The following is a 17518-nucleotide window of genomic DNA, read 5'->3' on the forward strand; positions in this document are numbered from 1 at the left end:
TCACGAAAACTGGCTCATGGCAGCTCGGGCACGCGCCGCCAGCGTCGCCACAGCCACATCAACGGACCCGACAAGGCGTACAGCACGCCGATCACCAGCAACGAGCGCGCCAGATCGATCACCAACAGCGCAATCACCACCGTGGCGATCGCCAGCGCCAGGAACGGCACGCGGTCGGCACGCGGGCCGCGCGCGCCGCCCTTGAAGCTCCAGAAGCGGATTCGGCTGACCATCAGCAACGCCGACACCACCGTGACCGCCAACGCCACATAGCGCAGCTGCTCGCCATCGAAGCCCAGGCTGTCGTCGGCGAAGGCCCAAACGAAGGACATCATCAATCCAGCCGCCGCCGGGCTGGCCAGGCCGATGAACCAGCGTTTGTCGACCACGCCGACCTGGGTGTTGAAGCGCGCCAGCCGCAGCGCCGCGCAGGCCGCATACAAAAAGGCAGCCGACCAACCGACCCGGCCCATCACGCTACTGTCGTACTTCAGGGCCGACAGCGACCAGTGGTACATCACCAGCGCGGGCGCCATGCCGAAGCTGACCAGATCGGCCAGCGAGTCGTACTGCACACCGAATTCGCTGCTGGTATTGGTCAGACGCGCCACCCTGCCATCCAGCCCGTCCATCACCGCGGCCACGAACACCGCCATGGCGGCCTGGACGAACTGCCCATTGGCGGCGGCGATGATGGCGTAGAAACCGGAAAACAGCCCGGCAGTGGTGAACAGGTTCGGCAGCAGGTAAATCGTGCGCGAGCGCGGGGGCGGTCTCATCTCATCCATCCGCCAAGTGTAGGGCCTGAGGTCTGTCCGGCGGTAGCGCGCCTGCCGGTTCAGCACCTTGCGCGCCCATCACTTGCCAGCGCCCGCTGCGGATGCTGCAATCGCGACGGGAATCATCCAGGGGAAGCCACATGCAGCTGTCGTCCGGGCTTTGCGCCCTGTTGATGCTGGTCAGCGCCGCCGCCGGCGCGACCGATCTTTATAAGTGGAAGGACGCCAAGGGCGTGACCCACTACACCGAAACCCCGCCACCGACCGGCCAGCGCTATGAAGCGCGCCGAATCGACGCGCGCAGCGGCACCGCCGCCATTGCTGCAGAGACGGCCGCGCCCGAATCGGCCGACTGCCTCACCGCGCGCCGCAATCTGGAACTGCTCAGCGGCAAGGGAGAGGTTTCCATGGCGGCCGGCGCCGACGGCAAGCCTGGCGCCGTCTTGGACCAGGATGCCCGTGCGACCCAGAGGAACCTGGCCGACGCCGCCGTCAAGGCCTATTGCAAGCCGGCAGCCCCAGGCGGCCCGGCCACCTGAGCCGGGAAGAGGTGCCAGGACGGGATTGCCGTCCCGCCGCCGGGCTGGAGCCAAGCACCTTGGTGCCGCGAGCACCGGCCGAGCCAGCGCACCCGACCTGATGGCCGCACCTGCGTAGGTCGTAGACGAAGCGCGGCCCCAACAGCTGCACGATCGCCGGGCACCGGTGACGGATGTATGCGGACGACCGCGCAGCCTATGGCGCACGTGTGCCGGCAAGCCAGCCACTTGAGCCGCCCCGCACCGGTCCGCCCTGGCCAGCGACAATCCGCAACGCGCGCCTGGCGATGACCGGCAGGGCCCGAGACTGGCAAACTAGCGGCTTTCCGCCCAAGCGAAGCCCGATGCGTCTTTCCCAGTTCCACCTGCACACCACCAAGGAAACCCCGGCCGACGCCGAGCTGGTCAGCCACCGCCTGATGCTGCGCGCGGGCATGATCCGCAAGCTGGCCTCCGGGCTGTACACCTGGTCGCCGCTGGGCTTGCGCGTGTTGCGCAAGGTCGAGGCCATCGTGCGCGAAGAGATGAACCGCGCCGGCGCAGTGGAAGTGCTGTTTCCCACCATCCAGCCGCGCGAGCTGTGGGACGCCACCGGGCGTTGGGAAAAGTTCGGCGGGCAGCTGCTCAAGATCAAGGACCGCAAGGAACAGGAGTTCTGCTACAGCCCCACCGCCGAAGAGGCCGCTGCCGAATTCGCGCGCCAGGAGATCAACAGCTACAAGCAGCTGCCGCTGAATTTCTATCAGATCCAGACCAAATTCCGCGATGAGATCCGCCCGCGCTTCGGCGTGATGCGTGCGCGCGAGTTCCTGATGAAGGACGCGTATTCGTTCCACCTCACCGACGAGGACATGGCGCGCGAATACGACAATATGCGCGCCGCCTATACGCGCATCTTCACCCGCCTGGGACTGGACTTCCGCGCCGTGCAGGCCGATTCCGGCGCCATCGGCGGCGATGCATCGCAGGAATTCCACGTCATCGCCGACTCCGGCGAAGACTCGCTGGCGTTCTCCACTGGCTCCGATTACGCCGCCAATGTGGAAGCCGCCAGTGCGGCACCGCCTGCCCCGCGCGCCGCGGCCAGCGAAGCGATGCAGCAGGTGGCAACGCCCACCCAGAAGACCTGTGAAGACGTGGCCCAGTTGCTCGGCATCGCGCTGCAGCGCACGGTCAAGTCGGTGGCGGTGATGACGCAGGCCGGCTTCGTGCTGGTGCTGGTGCGTGGCGATCACGCGGTCAACGAGATCAAGCTGGCCAAGGTGCCCGGACTGGCCGATTACCGCCTGGCCAACGAAAGCGAAATCCGCGAACACCTCGGCTGCGAGCCGGGCTTCCTGGGTCCGGTCAACACCGCGCGCCCGGTGCGCGTAGTGGCCGACCGCGATGTCGCCGCACTGGCCGATTTTGTGGTCGGCGCGAATGTGTCCGGCGCCCACCTGGTCGGCGTCAACTGGGGCCGCGATCTGCCCGAACCGGAGACCGTGGCCGACGTGCGCAACGTGGTCGAAGGCGAACGCGCGGCCGATGGCGGCGAACTGCGCCTGGCTCGCGGCATCGAGGTGGGCCATGTATTCCAGCTTGGCAGCCAGTACGCGCAGGCGCTGCAAGCCACCGTCATCGACGAAGGTGGCAAGGCGGCGGTGATGAAGATGGGCTGCTACGGCATCGGCATTTCGCGCATCGTGGCCGCGGCGATCGAACAGAACCATGACGACGCCGGCATCATCTGGCCCGCGCCGATGGCGCCGTGGCAGGTGGTGGTCTGCGTGATCAATCCCAAGCAGGACCCGCAGGTGCTCGCCGCCGCCCAGGCCTTGCTGGACCAATTGCTTGCCGCCGGCCTGGATGCTGCCCTGGACGACCGCGGACTGCGCCCGGGCGCGATGTTCGCCGATATGGAATTGCTGGGCATTCCGCATCGGGTAGTGGTCTCGGAACGTGGATTGGCGGCCGGCACTTTTGAATATCGCGCCCGTACCGCCGATGCAGCGGAAAGCCTGGATAAAGCCGGGTTATTCTCCCGCCTGGGGCATTGATCAAACCCCGGGCATCGGCTTCAAATGGATGAACACAAAGCGCCGAATTATTTCGGCGCATTTGTCATACCGGTTTTCTCACTTTATGATGGCCACCGCTGCCATGGACCGGCATTCTTTTTCTCTCATCTTCCGGAGCAGTGATGTCGATCGATCTTAGTGGCCTGTCGGCCAAGCAGTTGAGCGCCCTGATCAAAAACGCAAAGAAGCAGCAGACCGTGGTTGCCAAGCGCGCGCCGATCGCCAAGGTCCGCACGCAGCTGGTCCGCGCTGCAAAAGCCCAGGGTTATTCCATCGAAGAATTGTTTGGTGCTTCTGCCAGTGCCGGCCCGGGCCGTCCGGCGGGTGCCGGCAAGCCGGGTCCGCGTGCCGGCCGCAAGCTGGGCAAGGTGCCGCCGAAGTATCGCAACCCCGGCAACGCCCAGGAAACCTGGACCGGCCGTGGCAAGCAGCCGCGCTGGCTGGCCGAGTTGACCGCCGCCGGCAAGAAGGTAGAAGACTTCCTGATCAGCAAGGTCGGCGGCGCGAAAAAAGCAACCGCAAAGAAGGCCTCGCCGCGCAAAGCCGTGACCAAGCGCGCCGCCAAGAAGTCCAAGGCCGCTTGATTCAAACCGATAAGAGCGCCGGCCATGCCGGCGTTTTTATTGCAGGGTGTTTCCCCTTATAAATTCTTGCGGGCAGGAATGAGCAGATTGCCAAACAGCAATCCGGCCATCAATGCCATCACGATATTGGTCACTGCCAAGAGTGCGGCTTGTCCGACGCTGACATCCTGTTGCTGCACCAGGGTCAAAAAGCCACGCAAACTGACGCTCCCGGGAACCAGCATGATGATGCCGGGCAATCGGATCAGCGCACCGGGCTTGTGCACCACGCGCCCGAATAAATTTCCCGCAGCGGTCAATGCCATTGCCGAGGCGAATACACCGGCCGGGCCGCCCCAGGCATGTCCTGCATAACGCGCAATGACATAACCTGACATAGCCGCCGCCATGATCCATAAATAGTCACGTCGATTGGCTTTGAACAGCACCGCAAACGCATAAGCGGCCACCACCAACGAGGCCCATTCCACCCAACCGGCCTGCGGCCGCAACGCGGCCACCTGGGGATGCAGGCCAACCAGCTGGGTCAGCGTCACCGCAATGACCGCACCCACGGTCAGCTTGAGCACCGTGGTGACCGCACCGGCCAGACGCGCCGTGCCGGAGACCCAGTGCTGGCTGGCCAGCTCGTTGAACGCATTGGTCAATGACATGCCTGGCAACAGCACCACCAGCGAGGCGATGATCACCGTATTGAGGTTCAACGGCCCCAGCAGGGAGGCCACCAGCGCCGCCACCACCCCGGCCAGCAGGCCGGCCAGCGCCTCGCCGGCTTCTTTGCTGGCAGCGCGCTTGTCGGTGTACTGGGTGAGCAGGCCGATCGACATGCCGATCGCCCCGGCCGTGGCGATATCCAGCCACGGCAGCTTCCACAGCCCGGCCACGCCGGCGGCGGCCAGCCCGAACGCCAGCACCTGCAGGGTCTTGCCGCGCCGGTCCACCTCGCGGTCCAGCCGGCGCAAGGCGGTGTGTCCCTGCGCGATGCTCATGCGGCCGTTGGCCACGCTGTCGGCCACATAGTCGGCCACGCTCAGCTTGTACAGATCGTTCTCGCCCGGGGCCAGGCGGATCACCCGGGTGATGTCGCTGGAGCCGATCGCCTTGGTCGGGTCGCTGAAGCTCAGGATGATGCCAGTGGGGTTGGACCAGGGCTCGCAGTCCAGGCCCAGCTTCTGCGACAACCCCACCACCGCTGCTTCCAGCCGTTGCGCGGTGGTGCCATAGGAATGCAGGCGCCCGGCGATTTCGGACACGAAGGCGACGCGCTGGGCGTAGGTGGCGCTGGCGGACGGGAGGACAACGGTGGCAGCGGACATGCGTGGCGGGTCGGATCGGAGAAACGCCGTGTCCGGCGAGGCCACCAGTGTATGCCGCAGCACGTGCGGCCGGCGCCCTCATCGACGGCCGTCGGCACGCCGCTGCGGTTGCGTCCCCATCCGTCGCTCACATTGGCCCTGTATGCTGGCGCCACGGACAGGCCACCCATGATCAAACCGCAACCTCCACGCATCGAACAAGACTCGCAGGATCAGGCACAGGTCCGCCTCGCTGGCAGTTGGGTCCTGGCGACCGCCCTGCCCCAGGCAGAACTGCTGCAGGCCGTGCCCGACGGGGTGCGCCGCATCGACGCGCGCGGCATCCAGCAGCTGGATTCGGCCGGCGTACTGCAGCTGCTGCGCTTTGCCGGCCGCATGGGCCTGAAGGAAGACGCGATCGATTTTCGCGATGAGCACCAGGCACTGGTGTGCACCATCGAGGAACTCAACGACGAGCGCCCCAAGCCCAAACGCGATTACGGCTTCGTCGCCGCGCTCGACCGCCTGGGCCGGGCCACGCATCGCGTCGGCCAGGACATCCTGGAGTTGAACAGTTTTCTGGGCGAAAACCTGGTCAAGATCATGCGGCTGATCCACGAGCCACGGCGCTTCCGGCTGACCTCCACCGTGCATCACATGGAGCAGGTGGGCCTGGACGCGGTGCCGCTGGTGGTGCTGCTGTCGTATCTGGTGGGCGCGGTGATCGCCTTCCTGGGCTCGACCATCCTGCGCGACTTCGGTGCGGAAATTTATGTGGTGGAGTTGGTGTCCATCGCCTTCCTGCGCGAATTCGCGGTGCTGCTGACGGCAATTGTTCTGGCAGGCCGCACCGCCAGCGCCTTCACCGCGCAGATCGGTGCGATGAAATCGCGCGAGGAAGTGGACGCGATCCGTACGCTGGGCCTGGACCCGATCGACCTGCTGGTGATCCCGCGCCTGCTCGCGCTGATCTTCACCCTGCCGCTGCTGACCTTCATCGCAATGATCGCCGGCCTGGCCGGTGGCGTCACCGTGGGCGCGTTCGACCTGGATATTCCGCCGCAGATGTACCTGGCGCGCATGCACGACACCATCCAGTTGCGGCATTTCCTGGTCGGGCTCTCGAAGGCGCCGCTGTTTGCGCTGGTGATCGGCCTGATCGGCTGCCTGGAAGGGCTGAAGGTCAGCGGAACCGCGCAATCGGTGGGCGAACGCACCACCTCCTCGGTGGTGCAGACGATTTCCTTGGTCATCATTCTCGACGCGATTGCGGCGTTGTGGTTCATGAAGATGGGGTGGTGATGGAGCCGGGATTCGACATTCGGGATTCGGGATTCGCACAAAGCCGCAGCGCGGCGCTTGCATTGGTATCGGAGAGGAAGGTGCCGTGATCAATCCCGAATCCCCACGCCCCGATCCCGGCCCACAGGCCGATGTCGACGACGAACAGCTGGCGATTTCCGTGCGCGGGCTCACCAACCGTTTCGGTAGCCAGACCGTGCACGAAGACCTGGATCTGGATGTACGGCGCGGCGAAATCCTCGGCGTGGTCGGCGGTTCGGGCACCGGCAAGTCGGTGCTGATGCGCAGCATCCTGGGCCTGCGCGAACCCGACGCCGGCAGCATCCAGGTGCTGGGCGCGGACGCGCGCTCGGGCCGGTTCGCCGACCGCCAGCACATCACCCGCAACACCGGCGTGTTGTTTCAGGACGGGGCGCTGTTTTCGTCGATGACCGTGGGCGAAAACGTCCAGGTGCCGCTGAAGGAACACCACGGCGAGTTTCCCGAGCGCTGGTATTTCGAACTGGCGCTGCTGAAGATCAAGCTCGCCGGCCTGCCCGCCGATGCGCTGGACAAGCTGCCTTCGCAATTGTCCGGCGGCATGCGCAAGCGCGCCGGCCTGGCCCGCGCGCTTGCGCTGGATCCGCCGCTGCTGTTCCTGGACGAACCCACCGCCGGACTGGACCCGATCGGTGCGGCCGCCTTCGACCGTTTGATCCGCACCTTGCAGCAGGCCCTGGGCCTGACCGTGTTCCTGATCACCCACGACCTGGATACGCTGTACGCCATCTGCGACCGCATCGCGGTGTTGGCCGATCGCAAGGTGATCGCCAATGCGCCGCTGGCCGAGGTCGAGCAGATCGATCACCCCTGGATCCAGGACTATTTTCACGGTCCGCGCGCCCGCGCTGCGCGCGCGGCCAAGACCGATTCCACCGAGACCGCCTGAGCATGGAAACCAAAGCCAATTACGTCCTGATCGGCGCCTTCACCATCGTGGCCGGCCTGGCCCTGCTGCTGTTCGGGCTCTGGGCCGCCAAATATTCCTCCGACCGCACCTGGCAGCAGTACCGGGTGGTGTTCCGCGAGGCGGTGACCGGCCTGTCGGTCGGCAGCCCGGTGCAGTACAACGGCATCGCGGTCGGCTCGATCACCGAGTTGACCCTGGCGCCGAACGACCCGCGGCAGGTGGTCGCGCATGTGCGCGTCAATTCGACCACGCCGATCAAGAGCGACACCCGCGCCAAGCTGGCGATCACCAGCCTGACCGGGCCGTCGATCATCCAGCTCTCCGGCGGCACGCCCGAAGCGCCGGCGCTGACCACTATCGACAAGAGCGATGCGCCGATCATCCAGACCACGCCATCGGCGCTGCAGAACATCACCGACACCGCCAACCGCATCGTCGAGCGCATGGACCAGATGCTCTCGGACAAGAACGTGGCCAGCATTTCGGCCACCTTGCAGAACCTGGAAAAGATCAGCGGCGGCATTGCCGATCGCGACGAAGGCATGCAGGCGCTGATCGTCAGCGCGCGCGACGCCGCGCGCAATCTGGACACCACCCTGACCACCACCAACGGCACCATCAAGCGGCTGGATCAGAATCTGGTGCAGCAGCTGCCGGGCATCCTGGAAAAGCTCGATGCCACCCTGGTCAAGCTGGATTCGGCGGCCGGCAACGCCGACAACATCCTTGGCGAGAACCGCGCGGCCATCAATAGTTTTGCCAATGATGGGCTGGGCCAGCTCGGCCCCACACTGACCGAATTGCGTGGCCTGATCCGCGACCTGCGCCGGGTCAGCGACAAACTGGACAACAACCCTGCGCGCTACCTGCTCGGCCGCGACGCACCCAAGGAGTTCGAACCGAAATGACTGCCATGCGCGTGTTGCGTCCCTTGCTGTGCGTCTCGTTGCTGGCGCTGGGCGGCTGCTCGGTCCTGACCGGCGGCGACCAGAAACCGGCCACCATCTATGCGCCCACCGTGCGGGTGACCCCGAACCCGGCGTGGCCACAGGTGAACTGGCAGCTGGTGGTGGCCAAGCCCAGCGCCGCACGCGTCATCGACAGCCCGCGCATCAATGTGCGCCCGACCCCTGGCGAACTGCAGGTCTACCACGGCGCTGGCTGGGCACAGCCCGCCACCGACATGCTGGAAGACAGCGTGGTGCGCGCGTTCGAAGACTCCGGCAAGATTGCCGCGGTGGCCCATATCGGCACCGGCATCCGCTCCGACTACAAGCTGGCGATCGACCTGCGCCGCTTCGAATCCGATTACGCCGGCCAGTCGCTGCCCTCGGCCACGATCGAACTCAACGCCAAACTGCTGCATTCGGCCGATCAACGCGTGGTCGCCTCGCGCACCTTCCTGGTCGCACGCCCGTCCAGCGGCACCGATACCGCCGCAGTGGCAATGGCGTTCGAGCAGGCGCTGACCCAGCTCACCACCGAGCTGGTCGGCTGGACGCTGACCACCGGGCAGCAGGACAGCAGCGCGTTGCCGCGTACACCCTGAGAGCGGCTAAAAAAACGCGCCCGCCTAGCGGCTGCGCAGGAGTTTTGTTAGCTGCTCTGAGCCGACGCGTCGCCTGTAGCCGGAACTCATCCCACCCGGCACTGGCGCCCAGATACGTCGCCCTGCCTTCTCCCGCACGCGGGAGAAGGTGACGCGCAGCGCCGGATGAGTCGCATACACCATCCCTCGGCAAGCGTCCCGCAGGCGCTAGCCTGAACCTGCTTCAGCCGGCGCAATCTGCCGAAAGGTCAGATTGATCCGTTCCCCCATCGGCCGCGCCGTGCGCGGCAACGCGTGTTTGTAGTGGCGCTGGGTATCACCGCCCATCAACAACAGGTCGCCGTGGCCTAGCTCCAGCGTTTGCTTCACCGCCGCATCGTCGCGGTGCTTGAACGCAAAGCGCCGCGTGGCACCCAGGCTCACAGAGGCAATCAACGGCTGCGCGCCCAGCTCAGGCTCGTCGTCGCTGTGCCAGCCCATCGCATCACTGCCACTTCGGTAGCGATTGACCAGCACGCTGTTGAACCGGTGACCGGTCTCGTCCTCCAGCCGTATGCGCACTGGCTGCAGCACGTCCAGCCACGGCTGTGGCGAGAACCGCGTGCCCGAGTAGCGATAGCTCGCCTCCGGATCGCCGATCCAGCTGCTCAGGCGTGGCGAATCCACCATGCGCCCGAACATCCGGATGCGGTGCACCTCCCACTGCGCCTGCGCCAGCAGCGCCTGCATCAGCGCATCGGCCTGCGCAGGCTGCAGCCAACCCCGCCACCAGTTGATCTCCGCTCCCGGCAATGCCACCCGAATCCTCATGCCGGACACGCTAGCACGCAGGCCTGCGCACTGCGGATGAATCGGCACGATTTGCCGCCGTCACATGCAATCCCGGAAAATGCGCGACAGCCATCGAGCCAACGGGAGCGGAGCAATGTCGGAAGCGGGAGTGGGCGCACACGCGTCAGAGGCGGTCGAGCGTGACGTCATGGAATACGACGTCGTCACCGTCGGTGCCGGTCCGGCCGGGCTGTCGTTCGCGATCCGGCTCAAGCAGCTCGATCCGAACATCAGCGTCTGCGTGATCGAAAAATCCAGCACCATCGGCGCGCATATCCTGTCCGGTGCGGTGATCGAGCCCGGCCCGCTGGATGCACTGCTGCCAGGCTGGCGCGACAATCCGCCGCCGATCTGCGTGGCGGCCACCGACGACGAATTCTGGTTTCTCGGCAAGGACAGCGCGCGCAAGTTCCCGGTGGTGCCACCGGGCATGCGCAACCATGGCAACTTCATCGTCAGCCTGGGCGCGATGTGCGCCTGGCTGGCGCCGCAGGCCGAAGCGCTGGGCGTGGAGATCTACCCCGGGTTCGCCGCCGCCGAGACGCTGCACGACGACAGCGGCCAGGTGCTGGGCGTGCGCATTGGCGACATGGGCATTGCAAAAGACGGCTCGCACAAGCCCGGCTACACCGCCGGCATCGATATCCGTGCCAAGGTCACCGTGCTTGCCGAAGGCGCGCGTGGTCACCTGACCAAGCGGCTGCTCAAGCGCTTCGACCTCACCGCCGACAGCGACCCGCAAGGCTATTCGATCGGCATCAAGGAACTGTGGCAGGTCCCGGAAGGCCGCGTCACGCCCGGCAAGATCGTGCACACTATCGGCTGGCCAGCCGACAACCGTACCTACGGCGGCAGCTTCGTGTATCACCTGGACAACAACCAGATTGCGCTCGGCTATGTGAGCGGGCTGGACTACAGCGACCCGACCTACCAGCCGTGGGAAGCCTTCCAGCAATGGAAGAACCACCCCATGATCAAGCCGCTGCTGGAAGGTGGCAGCATCTTGTCTGCCGGTGCCCGCGCACTGGTCAGTGGCGGTTGGCAATCGCTGCCGAAAGTGGACATGCCCGGCGCCTTGCTCATTGGCGACACCGCCGGCCTGCTCAACGTGCCCAAGATCAAGGGCACCCACCAGGCGATTCGCAGCGGCATGCTGGCCGCCGAACACCTGGTGCAGTCGCAGCTGGCGCCGCAGGGTTTCGATGCCACATTGCGCGCCTCCGACGTCATGGCCGAGCTGAAACAAGTCCGCAACATCAAACCCGGTTTCAAGAAAGGCCTGTGGTTCGGCCTGCTCAACGCGGCCTGGGAAACCGCGCTCAAGGGCGCTTCGCCGTGGACGCTGAAGAACAAACCCGACTGGTCGGCGCTGCACAAGCTCGGCGAGTACGAGCAGCCCAAGCGCGACTACGTCACCCGCGACCTGGCCCCCCGCGACCGCTTGCAAGCCGTTTATTTCGCCGCCACCGAGCACGATGAAGACCAGCCGGTGCATCTGAAGGTGCTGGACACCGATGTGTGCGCCACCCGCTGCGTGACGGAATACGACAACCCCTGCACGCGCTTTTGCCCGGCCAACGTCTACGAAATGGTCGCAGACACCGCCAGCCCCTCCGGCAAGCGCCTGCAGATCAACGCGGCCAACTGCGTGCACTGCAAGACCTGCGACATCAAGGATCCGTACGAAATCATCACCTGGGTCACACCGGAGGGTGGTTCGGGCCCGAACTACCAGAATCTCTAAAAGCCAGGGGCATGACAGGCCCCTGGCTATTTAAGCAGCGATGAATGCAACGCCGGTCTTGTTGCGCAGTTCCTCCAGCTCCACTCCATCGGCATGTTCCAACAGCACCAAGCCATCCGTTGTGACATCGAACACCGCCAGATCGGTAATGATGCGGTCCACCACGCCGACGCCGGTCAGCGGCAGGTCGCATTCGCGCAAGATCTTGTGGCTTCCATCCTTGGCGACATGCTCCATCAACACCACCACGCGCTTGACGCCGGCCACCAGATCCATTGCGCCGCCCATGCCCTTGACCATCTTGCCGGGCACCATCCAGTTGGCCAGGTCGCCGCGCTCGGTGACCTGCATCGCGCCGAGAATCGCCAGGTCGATGTGGCCGCCACGGATCATCGCGAACGAATCGTGGCTCCCGAAGTAGCTGGCACCGGCGCGGGCGGTCACGGTCTGCTTGCCTGCATTGATCAGGTCCGCGTCCACTTCGTCTTCGGTCGGAAACGGGCCGATGCCAAGCAGGCCGTTTTCCGACTGCAGCCACACATCGACGCCGTCGGGGATGTGGTTGGCGACCAGCGTCGGCAAGCCGATGCCTAGGTTGACGTAGGCGCCATCGGTCAGTTCGCGTGCCGCGCGTGCGGCCATCTGGTCTCTGGTCCAGGCCATCACTGCTGTCCTTCGCGCACGGTGCGCTGTTCGATGCGTTTTTCCGGCCTGGCGTTGAGCACCAGTCGGTCCACGTAAATGCCGGGCAGATGCACCTGATCCGGATCGATGACGCCCAACTCCACGATGTCCTCGACCTCGGCGATGCACACGCGTCCGGCCATGGCGCAGGCGGGATTGAAATTGCGCGCGGTCTTGCGGAATACCAGGTTGCCAGCGGTATCGGCGCGCCATGCCTTGACCAGCGCCACGTCGGCCTGCAACGCGGTTTCCAGCACGTAATGCTTGCCGTCGAATTCGCGCGTTTCCTTGCCCTCGGCCACGATCGTGCCGTAGCCGGTGGCGGTGTAAAACGCAGGAATGCCCGCGCCACCGGCGCGCAAACGCTCGGCCAGGGTGCCTTGCGGATTGAACTCCAGCTCGAGTTCGCCCGCCAGGTATTGGCGTTCGAATTCCTTGTTTTCGCCCACGTAGGACGAAATCATCTTGCGGATCTGCCGGGTGGCCAATAATTGACCAAGCCCGAATCCGTCGACGCCAGCGTTGTTGGAGATCACGGTCAACCCGCCGACCCCACTGTCGCGCACGGCTGCAATCAATGCCTCCGGGATTCCACACAACCCAAAGCCGCCCACCGCCAGGGTCTGACCATTGGCCAGTACCCCGCCCAGTGCTGCCTTGGCATCGGCATAGCGTTTGCCGCTTGCCGCACCACGTCCTTCGCTGCGCATCACCGCCCTCACCTCGCTGATGTGAAGCGCCCATTCTATCCGCTGACTGTTCCCTGTCCCCGGTCGCAATTCCGCCACACCCAAGACACAGCGCAGCCGCTAAACTCGGGCGTCCCCCACTTCAGGATTTGCCCATGACGCTACCCGCCTTCAAGGCCTACGACATTCGCGGCCGTGTGCCGGATGAACTCAACGAGGACTTGGCCCGCCGCATCGGCGTGGCGCTGGCGGCGCAGCTGGATCAAGGGCCGGTGGTCCTGGGCCATGACGTGCGCCTGGCCAGCCCGGCGCTGCAGGAAGCGCTGTCGGCCGGCCTGCGCGCCAGTGGCCGTGACGTAATCGACATCGGCCTGTGCGGCACCGAGGAAGTCTATTTCCAGACCGATTACCTCAAGGCCGCCGGCGGCGTGATGGTGACCGCCAGTCACAACCCGATGGACTACAACGGGATGAAGCTGGTCCGCGAGCAAGCGCGACCGATCAGTTCGGACACCGGGCTGTTCGCCATCCGCGACACGGTCGCGGCCGATACCGCAGCGCCAGGCGAGCCCACCGCCAGTGAGCAGAGCCGCACCGACAAGACCGCGTATCTGGAGCACCTGCTCAGCTACGTGGACCGCAGCACGCTCAAGCCGCTCAAGCTGGTGGTCAATGCCGGCAACGGCGGCGCCGGTCTGATCGTCGACCTGCTGGCGCCGCATCTGCCGTTCGAGTTCGTGCGCGTGTTTCATGAGCCCGATGGCAATTTCCCCAACGGTATCCCCAACCCGTTGCTGCCGGAAAACCGCGATGCCACCGCCAAGGCAGTCAAGGACAATGGCGCCGATTTCGGTATTGCGTGGGATGGCGACTTCGATCGCTGTTTCTTCTTCGATCACACCGGCCGCTTCATCGAAGGCTATTACCTGGTTGGCCTTCTGGCACAAGCCATCCTTGCCAAACAGCCGGGCGGCAAGGTCGTACACGACCCGCGCCTGACCTGGAACACGGTCGAGCAGGTCGAAGAAGCCGGTGGCATTCCCGTGCTGTGCAAGAGCGGCCACGCCTTCATCAAGGAAAAGATGCGCAGCGAAAATGCCGTCTACGGCGGCGAGATGAGCGCACACCATTATTTCCGCGAGTTCGCCTACGCAGACTCCGGCATGATTCCGTGGCTGCTGATCGCCGAGCTGGTGTCGCAGTCGGGCCGTTCGCTGGCCGATCTGGTCGAAGCGCGCATGCAGAAATTCCCCTGCAGCGGCGAGATCAACTTCAAGGTGGCCGATGCCAAGGCCTCCGTTGCCCGCGTGATGGAGCACTACGCCTCGCTGTCGCCGGAGTTGGACTACACCGACGGCATCAGCGCCGATTTTGGCCAATGGCGTTTCAACCTGCGTAGCTCCAACACCGAGCCGCTGCTGCGCCTGAATGTGGAAACGCGCGGCGATGCCGCACTGCTGGAAACGCGTACGCAGGAAATTTCTAACCTGCTGCGCGGCTGATCTTCCATTCTCCCCCACCTTTGACGCACTGGAGTTTCCCCCGCCCATGAGCGACGTCCTACCCATTATCTTGTCCGGCGGCTCCGGCACGCGCCTGTGGCCGCTGTCGCGCGAGTCCTATCCCAAGCAATTCCTGCCGCTGGTCGGCGACAAGAGCATGCTGCAGTCCACCTGGCTGCGCGCGGCTCCCGTCGCGGGCCACGCCCCCATCGTGGTCGCCAACGAAGAACACCGCTTCATGGCCGCCGAGCAGCTGCAGCAGTTGGGCGTGAAGCCTTCGGCCATCCTGCTGGAACCCAAGGGACGCAACACGGCGCCGGCGATTGCCGTTGCAGCGCTGGAAGCGACCCGCGATGGCGCCGATCCGCTATTGCTGGTGCTGCCTTCCGATCACGTGATCGGCAACGAAGCTGCATTCCAGGCGGCAGTGAAGGTGGCCGCAGAAGCGGCGGCACAGGGCAAACTGGTGACCTTCGGCATCAAGCCAACCGCGCCTGAAACCGGCTATGGCTATATCAAGGCAGGGACCGGGACTGGTGCCAGCGCGGTCGAGCGCTTCGTCGAGAAGCCCGATCTCGCGACCGCGCAAAGCTACCTGGCAAGCGGCGAGTACTACTGGAACAGCGGCATGTTCCTGTTCCGTGCGTCGCGTTACCTGGAAGAATTGCGCAAGTTCCATCCGGCCATCGCCGATGCGTGCCAAAAGGCGTGGGAAAACGGCAAGCGCGACGCCGATTTCACTCGTCTGGACAAGGACGCCTTCGCCGCCAGCCCGTCGGATTCGATCGACTATGCCGTGATGGAAAAGACCGCCGATGCGGTCGTGGTGCGATTGGACGCGGGCTGGAACGACGTCGGTTCGTGGTCTTCGCTGCTGGATGTTTCCAACCAGGATGCGCAAGGCAACGCGCACCATGGCGACGTGATCCAGCTCGATTGCCAGAACACCTACGCGTACGGCTCGCGCCTGATCGCCATGGTGGGGCTTGAGGATGTGGTGGTCGTTGAAACGCCGGACGCCGTGCTGGTCGGCCACCGCGACCGCATTCAGGAGGTCAAGGACGTCGTCAGCCAGATCAAGACCGCTGGCCGTTCCGAGGCCACCTGGCATCGCAAGGTCTATCGTCCATGGGGCGCTTACGATTCCATCGACATGGGCCAGCGGCACCAGGTCAAGCGCATCACCGTCAAACCGGGTGCGGTGCTGAGCCTGCAGATGCATCACCACCGCGCCGAACACTGGATCGTGGTGAGTGGCACTGCCGAAGTAACGCGTGGCGAAGAAGTCCTGCTGCTGACCGAAAACCAGAGCACCTACATCCCGCTGGGCGTCACCCATCGCCTGCGCAATCCGGGCAAGCTGCCGCTGGAACTGATCGAAGTGCAGTCCGGTAGCTATCTGGGCGAAGACGATATCGTGCGCTTCGAAGACACCTACGGCCGCGCTTAATCGCGCGTCTCAAGGTAGACTGCAATATCGACGGCGGCCTATGGCCGCCGTCCTGCATTATCCATGGCCCACTTTATGGCGGCACGCTGCGCGCGCAGATCAGAGGTCGCATGCCTCCATTGGCGATGTCGCATACCTGTGCATGCGTGCAACGCAGCTGCATCGCCCGCAGTTCGACACCGCTGGTAGCTGCGTGAGGCAGCAAATAGCGCCGCAGCGCCGTGGGCTTCATGGGTGGCCTGGCGGGTGGCACCACCCGCCAGGACTCAGCGCCGGTCTGGCTCAGTTGTCGCCGAACAGGTCGCGCGTATACACCTTGTCCTGCACGTCCTGCAGCGCCTCGGCCATGCGGTTGCTGATGATGACGTCGGCCTCGCGCTTGAAGGTCTCCAGGTCGTTGACCACGCGCGAGCGGAAGAACTCAGGATCGTTCAAGGTCGGCTCGTACACGATGACGTCCACGCCCTTGGCCTTGAGGCGCTTCATCACCCCCTGGATGCTGGACGAACGGAAATTGTCGGACCCGGCCTTCATGATCAGCCGATAGATGCCGACCACCTTAGGATTGCGTCGCAGCACGTCGGCGGCGATGAAGTCCTTGCGGGTCGTGTTGGAATCGACGATCGCCCGGATGATGGTCTGCGGCACGCTCTGGTAGTTGGCCAACAGCTGCTTGGTGTCCTTGGGCAGGCAGTAACCGCCATAGCCGAAGGACGGGTTGTTGTAGTGGCTGCCGATACGCGGATCCAGGCAGATGCCCTCGATGATTTGGCGGCTGTCCAACCCATGGGTGAGTGCGTAGGTGTCCAGTTCGTTGAAGTAGGACACACGCATCGCCAGGTAGGTATTGGCGAACAGCTTGATCGCCTCGGCCTCGGTCGGCTCGGTGAACAACACCGGCACGTCGGGCTTGAGCGCGCCTTGCTGCAACAGCCGCGCGAAGGTCTCCGCGCGCGCCGAACGTTCGCCGACGATGATCCGGGACGGGTACAGGTTGTCGTACAACGCCCGGCCTTCGCGCAGGAATTCCGGCGAGAAGATGATGTTGTCGGTCCCGAACTGCGCGCGCACCTTGGCGACGTAGCCGACCGGAATGGTGGATTTGATCACCATGGTCGCCTGCGGATTGATCTCCAGCACCTTGGCGATCACGACCTCGATCGACCCGGTGTTGAAATAGTTGGTGTCCGGATCGTAGTCAGTGGGTGTGGCGATGATCACGAACTCCGCGCCGGCAAACGCCTCGTTGGCGTCCAGGGTGGCCTTGAAGTTCAGGCCACCCTGGGCCAGCGCGGCCTCGAGTTCCTTGTCGACGATCGGCGAGCGGCCTTCGTTGAGCAACTTGACCTTGGACTCGACGATGTCCAGCGCCACCACTTCATGGTGCTTGGCGAGCAACACGCCATTGGACAGACCGACATAGCCGGTACCCGCGACAGCGATCTTCATTGGAATTCCTTGCGACATTGGATGGGGGAGGATGTAGCGCGCTGCATGCAGGCCATGGCGTGATGACGGTGCGGCCGAGCCCGCAATGGGGCTGGCGCGCCCGCTGGGGGAC

General features: G+C 64.8%; 16 protein-coding genes. 10 read left to right on the forward strand and 6 right to left on the reverse strand.

Annotated elements, in window-relative coordinates; translation table 11 throughout:
- Positions 1-14: 14 nt before the first annotated feature.
- Positions 15-788, reverse strand: coding sequence for a CDP-diacylglycerol--serine O-phosphatidyltransferase (pssA, locus tag EO156_RS12415; RefSeq protein ID WP_005913472.1), 774 nt, complete (start codon positions 786-788; stop codon positions 15-17).
- A gap of 131 nt (positions 789-919) precedes the next feature.
- Between pssA and EO156_RS12420 the strand changes: the two genes are divergently transcribed.
- The 3 genes from EO156_RS12420 (at position 920) to EO156_RS12430 (ending at position 3962) form a co-directional block, all read left to right on the forward strand.
- Positions 920-1318, forward strand: a complete 399-nt coding sequence (locus EO156_RS12420; RefSeq protein WP_005913471.1) for a DUF4124 domain-containing protein — start codon at positions 920-922, stop codon at positions 1316-1318.
- A 344-nt stretch (positions 1319-1662) separates the two neighbouring features.
- Positions 1663-3357 (forward strand): proline--tRNA ligase, encoded by a 1695-nt coding sequence (locus EO156_RS12425; protein WP_003491014.1) that lies wholly within the window; start codon positions 1663-1665, stop codon positions 3355-3357.
- Positions 3358-3500: 143 nt separating this feature from the next.
- Positions 3501-3962 carry an H-NS family nucleoid-associated regulatory protein gene (locus EO156_RS12430; protein ID WP_003491017.1) on the forward strand — a complete coding sequence of 154 codons (462 nt, stop codon included), beginning with the start codon at positions 3501-3503 and terminating at the stop codon, positions 3960-3962.
- Positions 3963-4018: 56 nt separating this feature from the next.
- On the opposite strand, the gene EO156_RS12435 is transcribed toward EO156_RS12430, so the two are convergent.
- A complete protein-coding gene (locus EO156_RS12435; protein ID WP_005920776.1) occupies positions 4019-5278 on the reverse strand; it encodes a threonine/serine exporter family protein in 1260 nt (419 codons plus the stop codon).
- Between the two features lie 51 nt (positions 5279-5329).
- Between EO156_RS12435 and EO156_RS12440 the strand changes: the two genes are divergently transcribed.
- The 4 genes from EO156_RS12440 (at position 5330) to EO156_RS12455 (ending at position 9057) form a co-directional block, all read left to right on the forward strand.
- The gene (locus tag EO156_RS12440; protein ID WP_016850205.1) at positions 5330-6559 is read left to right on the forward strand and encodes an ABC transporter permease; all 1230 of its coding nucleotides are present in this window, start codon (positions 5330-5332) and stop codon (positions 6557-6559) included.
- An 85-nt stretch (positions 6560-6644) separates the two neighbouring features.
- Positions 6645-7487: an ABC transporter ATP-binding protein gene (locus tag EO156_RS12445; RefSeq protein WP_016850204.1), complete on the forward strand. Its 843-nt coding sequence runs from the start codon at positions 6645-6647 to the stop codon at positions 7485-7487.
- 2 nt (positions 7488-7489) lie between these two features.
- On the forward strand, positions 7490-8416 hold the full coding sequence (locus EO156_RS12450; RefSeq protein ID WP_003484185.1) for an MlaD family protein: 927 nt from the start codon (positions 7490-7492) through the stop codon (positions 8414-8416).
- A complete protein-coding gene (locus EO156_RS12455) occupies positions 8413-9057 on the forward strand; it encodes an ABC-type transport auxiliary lipoprotein family protein (protein ID WP_016850203.1) in 645 nt (214 codons plus the stop codon). Before EO156_RS12450 ends, EO156_RS12455 begins: the two co-directional genes overlap by 4 nt.
- 207 nt (positions 9058-9264) lie before the next feature.
- Here the strand turns inward: EO156_RS12455 and EO156_RS12460 are convergent, their stop codons facing one another.
- Positions 9265-9867 carry an alpha-ketoglutarate-dependent dioxygenase AlkB gene (locus tag EO156_RS12460; RefSeq protein ID WP_015472701.1) on the reverse strand — a complete coding sequence of 201 codons (603 nt, stop codon included), beginning with the start codon at positions 9865-9867 and terminating at the stop codon, positions 9265-9267.
- 115 nt (positions 9868-9982) lie between these two features.
- On the opposite strand from EO156_RS12460, the gene EO156_RS12465 reads away from it, so the two are divergent.
- Positions 9983-11632 carry an electron transfer flavoprotein-ubiquinone oxidoreductase gene (locus EO156_RS12465; RefSeq protein WP_016850202.1) on the forward strand — a complete coding sequence of 550 codons (1650 nt, stop codon included), beginning with the start codon at positions 9983-9985 and terminating at the stop codon, positions 11630-11632.
- 30 nt (positions 11633-11662) lie between these two features.
- Here EO156_RS12465 and EO156_RS12470 read toward each other — a convergent pair whose 3' ends face one another.
- Together EO156_RS12470 and EO156_RS12475 are read right to left on the reverse strand one after the other, a co-directional pair.
- Positions 11663-12295, reverse strand: a complete 633-nt coding sequence (locus EO156_RS12470; protein WP_016850201.1) for a CoA transferase subunit B — start codon at positions 12293-12295, stop codon at positions 11663-11665.
- Positions 12295-13026, reverse strand: a complete 732-nt coding sequence (locus EO156_RS12475; RefSeq protein WP_016850200.1) for a CoA transferase subunit A — start codon at positions 13024-13026, stop codon at positions 12295-12297. Before EO156_RS12475 ends, EO156_RS12470 begins: the two co-directional genes overlap by 1 nt.
- 134 nt (positions 13027-13160) lie before the next feature.
- On the opposite strand from EO156_RS12475, the gene EO156_RS12480 reads away from it, so the two are divergent.
- Both EO156_RS12480 and EO156_RS12485 read left to right on the forward strand, forming a co-directional pair.
- Positions 13161-14507: a phosphomannomutase/phosphoglucomutase gene (locus EO156_RS12480; RefSeq protein WP_005913455.1), complete on the forward strand. Its 1347-nt coding sequence runs from the start codon at positions 13161-13163 to the stop codon at positions 14505-14507.
- Positions 14508-14553: 46 nt separating this feature from the next.
- On the forward strand, positions 14554-15957 hold the full coding sequence (locus EO156_RS12485; protein ID WP_016850199.1) for a mannose-1-phosphate guanylyltransferase/mannose-6-phosphate isomerase: 1404 nt from the start codon (positions 14554-14556) through the stop codon (positions 15955-15957).
- A 282-nt stretch (positions 15958-16239) separates the two neighbouring features.
- On the opposite strand, the gene EO156_RS12490 is transcribed toward EO156_RS12485, so the two are convergent.
- A complete protein-coding gene (locus EO156_RS12490) occupies positions 16240-17406 on the reverse strand; it encodes a nucleotide sugar dehydrogenase (RefSeq protein WP_016850197.1) in 1167 nt (388 codons plus the stop codon).
- Positions 17407-17518: the final 112 nt, after the last annotated feature.

Origin of the sequence: Xanthomonas sp. DAR33341 (genome assembly GCF_003992815.1) — a bacterium.
Taxonomy (GTDB): domain Bacteria; phylum Pseudomonadota; class Gammaproteobacteria; order Xanthomonadales; family Xanthomonadaceae; genus Xanthomonas; species Xanthomonas cissicola.

Excerpts from the sequence above, each read along its gene's own strand:
- pssA (WP_005913472.1), bottom strand. The coding sequence starts at position 788 with ATGGATGAGATGAGACCGCCCCCGCGCTCGCGCACGATTTACCTGCTG.
- EO156_RS12420 (WP_005913471.1), top strand. The coding sequence starts at position 920 with ATGCAGCTGTCGTCCGGGCTTTGCGCCCTGTTGATGCTGGTCAGCGCC.
- EO156_RS12425 (WP_003491014.1), top strand. The coding sequence starts at position 1,663 with ATGCGTCTTTCCCAGTTCCACCTGCACACCACCAAGGAAACCCCGGCC.
- EO156_RS12430 (WP_003491017.1), top strand. The coding sequence starts at position 3,501 with ATGTCGATCGATCTTAGTGGCCTGTCGGCCAAGCAGTTGAGCGCCCTG.
- EO156_RS12435 (WP_005920776.1), bottom strand. The coding sequence starts at position 5,278 with ATGTCCGCTGCCACCGTTGTCCTCCCGTCCGCCAGCGCCACCTACGCC.
- EO156_RS12440 (WP_016850205.1), top strand. The coding sequence starts at position 5,330 with ATGCCGCAGCACGTGCGGCCGGCGCCCTCATCGACGGCCGTCGGCACG.
- EO156_RS12450 (WP_003484185.1), top strand. The coding sequence starts at position 7,490 with ATGGAAACCAAAGCCAATTACGTCCTGATCGGCGCCTTCACCATCGTG.
- EO156_RS12455 (WP_016850203.1), top strand. The coding sequence starts at position 8,413 with ATGACTGCCATGCGCGTGTTGCGTCCCTTGCTGTGCGTCTCGTTGCTG.
- EO156_RS12460 (WP_015472701.1), bottom strand. The coding sequence starts at position 9,867 with ATGAGGATTCGGGTGGCATTGCCGGGAGCGGAGATCAACTGGTGGCGG.
- EO156_RS12465 (WP_016850202.1), top strand. The coding sequence starts at position 9,983 with ATGTCGGAAGCGGGAGTGGGCGCACACGCGTCAGAGGCGGTCGAGCGT.
- EO156_RS12470 (WP_016850201.1), bottom strand. The coding sequence starts at position 12,295 with ATGGCCTGGACCAGAGACCAGATGGCCGCACGCGCGGCACGCGAACTG.
- EO156_RS12475 (WP_016850200.1), bottom strand. The coding sequence starts at position 13,026 with ATGCGCAGCGAAGGACGTGGTGCGGCAAGCGGCAAACGCTATGCCGAT.
- EO156_RS12480 (WP_005913455.1), top strand. The coding sequence starts at position 13,161 with ATGACGCTACCCGCCTTCAAGGCCTACGACATTCGCGGCCGTGTGCCG.
- EO156_RS12485 (WP_016850199.1), top strand. The coding sequence starts at position 14,554 with ATGAGCGACGTCCTACCCATTATCTTGTCCGGCGGCTCCGGCACGCGC.
- EO156_RS12490 (WP_016850197.1), bottom strand. The coding sequence starts at position 17,406 with ATGAAGATCGCTGTCGCGGGTACCGGCTATGTCGGTCTGTCCAATGGC.